The sequence below is a fragment of the Methanocalculus sp. genome, from assembly GCF_029762515.1.
Taxonomy (GTDB): domain Archaea; phylum Halobacteriota; class Methanomicrobia; order Methanomicrobiales; family Methanocorpusculaceae; genus Methanocalculus.
On record NZ_JARVGN010000215.1, the window covers coordinates 1 to 3,961 of the forward strand.

Below are 3,961 nucleotides of genomic sequence, written 5' to 3' on the forward strand. Positions count from 1 at the left end.
GGGCGGATTTTCCGGGGCGGCCCATCCTGCCGCCGATCCGGGTTCCTGCCTTTGAACGAAGTTTGAACCCGCTCAGGTGAGCCGCACAGGGAAGGCCGTTTGTGCAATCAGGCAGGCTCTCCCAGCCGGGGCGGCGCGAGAGATCCAGGCCAAGACCAAGGCAGGCGAGGAATGAGTAGCAGGTGCGAAGAACGATCTCATCTCCCTCCACCGTATGTGGAACAAGGGTCTCCTCGATGAGGGCCTTCACCTCGGGATCATGGCGTACTCTCAGTACGCCATCTTCCATCCGTCCACGCTCCACCACAAGATCAACGAGCCGGCAGAACTCCTTCTGGGTAAGATCATCAAAATACCAGGTATAGTCGGGATGAAGATATGCACCATTCAGTGCAAAGCTGATCGCCTCCATCTCATGTGCGGGATGCCGGGGGCCGCCCTCCTGGAGCCACCACTCCTCGCAGTAGGAGGGAGGGATCAGGGGATGGTTATTCTCAAGAAACTCCCCGTAACTGATTAAGAGCTCACCCACATCAAGGATATACTCGATCTCGTTTGCAACCGCCTTTGCCTCTTTCTCGGAATCGATCCGCCGCACCTCACCTGACCTGAGCCGGACCGTCGGCCCTTCGATCGAATCGACCGGCACAATCCCGGCCGCCTTTCCGGGACGTTCCACCTTCATCTGGGTACCGGGGGAGAGATATTCTCCGAGGATGTACATCGTTGCAGGATGAAGTCCGCCTGCGGCAAGCCCGGTATTTCTCGCACGGCCGAGCCGGAGCCGGAACCCGCCTTTCCGCATCGGGTAGGCAAAGACAGGCCTGCCGGCGATGGTATCCTGGATAAACTTGTCTTTGGGCTTGATCCCCTTCACTACCTCATCATCACCTGATTTCGCACCTGAAACGAGCTGATCGAGCCATTCCCAGCCCTCCATCTTCATTTTTCTGACATTCTTCTGGACTTTCGGGGCCTTCAGGGCGAGCCCTTCTGCAATAACAAGCGCCATCCCGCCGCGGACGGCATTTGTCTCAACACGGTCAAGGTTCCGGTACCCCGAGACCTCTTCCTTCTCGGTCGGCTCGCCATCGATACAGACCGGGCAGTTCCCGATGATCAGCCGGAGCTCTGCGTCTGTCGGTGAATACTGGAGGCTCAGGATATTATTGTATTGCCTGATCTCCTCGATATATCGCTCGATCTCATTCTGGCGCGGGATATACCGGTTGATCCCAAGCGCCTGCCTCACGTAGTCGCCGACAAGCACCGAGAGTGCCTGTGCAGTACCACCGGCGGACCTGATCGGCCCGGCATAATAGATCTTGAGGTACTCGGTACCGTCATCGTTCCTGCCAAACCCCACCTTCGCAATCCCTTCCTTGGGAGCAGAGACGACACCCTCAGTCAGGAGCGCCATCGAACACCGGATCGCGTGATCAACGACCTCCTCACGCGATGTCTCGCCGAACTTCCGGGCAACAAAATCATCCCCGATCTTAAGAGCTGCTTCCTCACGGGACATCCCGGATTCAAGCTCACGGATCCGTGCCGCCACACCGGGGATCTCAAGAAGTGCTTCAACCCGATCGGCAAGATCGCTCGCGATTGGGATCTCCGGGGTTATTGCGGGATCAATACCCCGTGATCGTGCCTCCTTTGCTATCGAGAGGGCCTCCTCAAGCTGACGGTTCAGGGAAGCAAGATAGGCTTCCATCGCTGGCGACATCGCTGGAAGCTCCATGGCTCTGTTACTCCTCGTCTTCTGAAAGAAGCGTAAGTATCCCTTCTTCACCCATCCTGAAGAGGACGAGCCCGGCTGAGTTCCGAAGGAGTGGATCATCCCCCTCAGATGCCTCTTTCAATGCAGGCATTGCAGGTCCACCAATCCGGCAGAGTGCCAGTGCCGCTGCCCCGCGGACTGCGACATCATCATCCACGAGCAGCCTGACAAGGAGCGGTATTGTAGCTTCACCCATAGCCGCAATCGATGCGGTGAGATACCGCCGCACCTCGGGATCATCAGAACTCCTGATCGCCTCAAGAACCGGCTCAAATGCTGGAATACCCATCCGGGCGATTGCCCGTGCAAGGTACCACCGCATCGTCTGCGGAGCCTCTCGAAGTGCGCTCGCGATCTCCGGTACCACATCAGGGCCAAGGGCGGCAAGCGCCTCCTCTGCTGATCGCCGGGCAGCAAGATCGGGCTCACCGACCGTTTTCTTCAGTTCAAGGATCGCTATCCTACCAGTCATGGGTATCCCCGGGCCTGGGTTTTCCGATCTCTGCATCGGGCTCCACCCCCTCCTGGAAGGGAATATCCTTTATCGGGGGGGGGCCTCTTACTGCTTTCATATCTGTCTTGAGGATATTATTGAACCAGACCTCCTGCTGCGGGAAGGGGATCTGGATGCCGTTCTTCTCAAGCTCAACCTTGATCTTCCAGAGAAGCTCTGTCCGGAGCCCCCACCAGAAGAGGGATGGCGCCCAGATCTTTACCACGATATTGACACTCGATTCATCGAGCTTGTCCACATAGACAGATGGTCCGGGGCTCTTTAAGGCATACGGCTCTTTCTCGATCATCCCCTTGATGATTGCGATCGCTTTCTTTGCATCATCCTGGTACCGGATACCTATCGTGTAATCAAACCGGCGTGCCGGGTGGATCACAAGGTTTGTGATATCGCTTGTGAAGAGTTTTGAGTTTGGGACCCTGACATAGGTACCATCATATGTCCGGACAATCGTCGACATGATCTGGATCTTCTGGACTGTTGCGGTCAGCGATCCGATGGAGACATTGTCACCGATCTTGATCGGCCGCTCAAAGAGCAGGAAAATTCCAGATACCAGGTTCGCTACGATATTCTGGGTGGCAAACGCAATGGCGACTGCGATGATACCTCCTGCAACAAAGAGGCCGGAGAGATCGAAGTGGAGATAGGGGAGGATAGTGAGGATCACCACAATATAGACAAAGTATGAGACCAGGGTGATCGCGAGATCGAGATCCGATTTCGGCATCTTCTCACCCAGACTCCGTTTCAGCCACATCCTGACGATGCGCACAATAATAACACCGGCAATGGCGATGATTGCGACCCAGAGGATGTCGAGAAGGGTGATCTCCCCAAGAACAGGTGTTGAAAGCAGATCAAAGACCGACCCGGTACTTTCGACCGTATCATCAATGGCACTCATCTAGACCAGCCCCTCCTCCATTGTATAGTACGCCATATTATCAACGACAGAGAGTTTCCGGGAGTAATACAGCTCGATCGACTTCTGCATACCGGTCCGGATTGGCTTGTCCTCAAATGCGGTATAGGCAAGTTTCGGCTTGACAATCTTCAAACCGGCACTCAATGAGACGAGATCCTGATCATAATAGATCTTCATCCCATAGCTCTCAAAGACCACACGGGAGACCTCCACCCAGTTCTTTGTCGTATTCATCAGATCCAGCTCAACGACTCCATAAAGGCTTGGATCAGGATCGGGGCGCCTGAAGAAGACCTTACTCCAGTGATACCGGGTGATCACGCCGGAATCGGTCGGTCCATAGAGAGAGTACTTCTGCGGAACCCTTGAGAAGATATCAATGCACCGGTACGCATCGTTCTTCATGAGGAAGACCGCGATCTCGATCGGAAAGGTGACATAAATCCTGCGTGTTGCCTCCGGCTCGATCTCGATCGGCTCGAACCGGATCTCAAGGAACCGGGTTACCTCATCAGGCAGGTTCAAAGGCTCCACGGGGTTGATGATCACCGTCCCGGATTCAGAGGCGATGATCCGCTCCACAATCGATCCGCCGAGGTTGCGGTGGTACCGGAGAAAATCATCGTCTTTTGAGAAACAGACCTTCAGATCCTCTTTCTCGACACAATATTCATACCCGTATTTCCCGTACACAGGAGAGATCTGGTATTCCCCAGCCAATAAAGGTTACCGATAT

3 protein-coding genes and 1 pseudogene are annotated in these 3,961 nt (G+C 55.2%); all 4 read right to left on the reverse strand.

Annotated features, from left to right (window positions below):
* Nucleotides 1-1,744, reverse strand: a pseudogene (locus QCH34_RS08230) (DNA polymerase II large subunit); the annotation flags it as partial.
* Nucleotides 1,745-1,751: 7 nt separating this feature from the next.
* On the reverse strand, nucleotides 1,752-2,255 hold the full coding sequence (locus QCH34_RS08235; protein ID WP_300332737.1) for a HEAT repeat domain-containing protein: 504 nt from the start codon (nucleotides 2,253-2,255) through the stop codon (nucleotides 1,752-1,754).
* A complete protein-coding gene (locus QCH34_RS08240) occupies nucleotides 2,245-3,204 on the reverse strand; it encodes a mechanosensitive ion channel family protein (RefSeq protein WP_300332739.1) in 960 nt (319 codons plus the stop codon). Before QCH34_RS08240 ends, QCH34_RS08235 begins: the two co-directional genes overlap by 11 nt.
* Nucleotides 3,205-3,918 (reverse strand): DUF432 domain-containing protein, encoded by a 714-nt coding sequence (locus tag QCH34_RS08245; RefSeq protein WP_300332741.1) that lies wholly within the window; start codon nucleotides 3,916-3,918, stop codon nucleotides 3,205-3,207.
* Nucleotides 3,919-3,961 lie beyond the last annotated feature (43 nt).

What these genes read in the sequence shown, in the direction of transcription:
- QCH34_RS08240 (WP_300332739.1), bottom strand. Translation starts at nt 3,204, where the DNA reads ATGAGTGCCATTGATGATACGGTCGAAAGTACCGGGTCGGTCTTTGAT.
- QCH34_RS08235 (WP_300332737.1), bottom strand. Translation starts at nt 2,255, where the DNA reads ATGACTGGTAGGATAGCGATCCTTGAACTGAAGAAAACGGTCGGTGAG.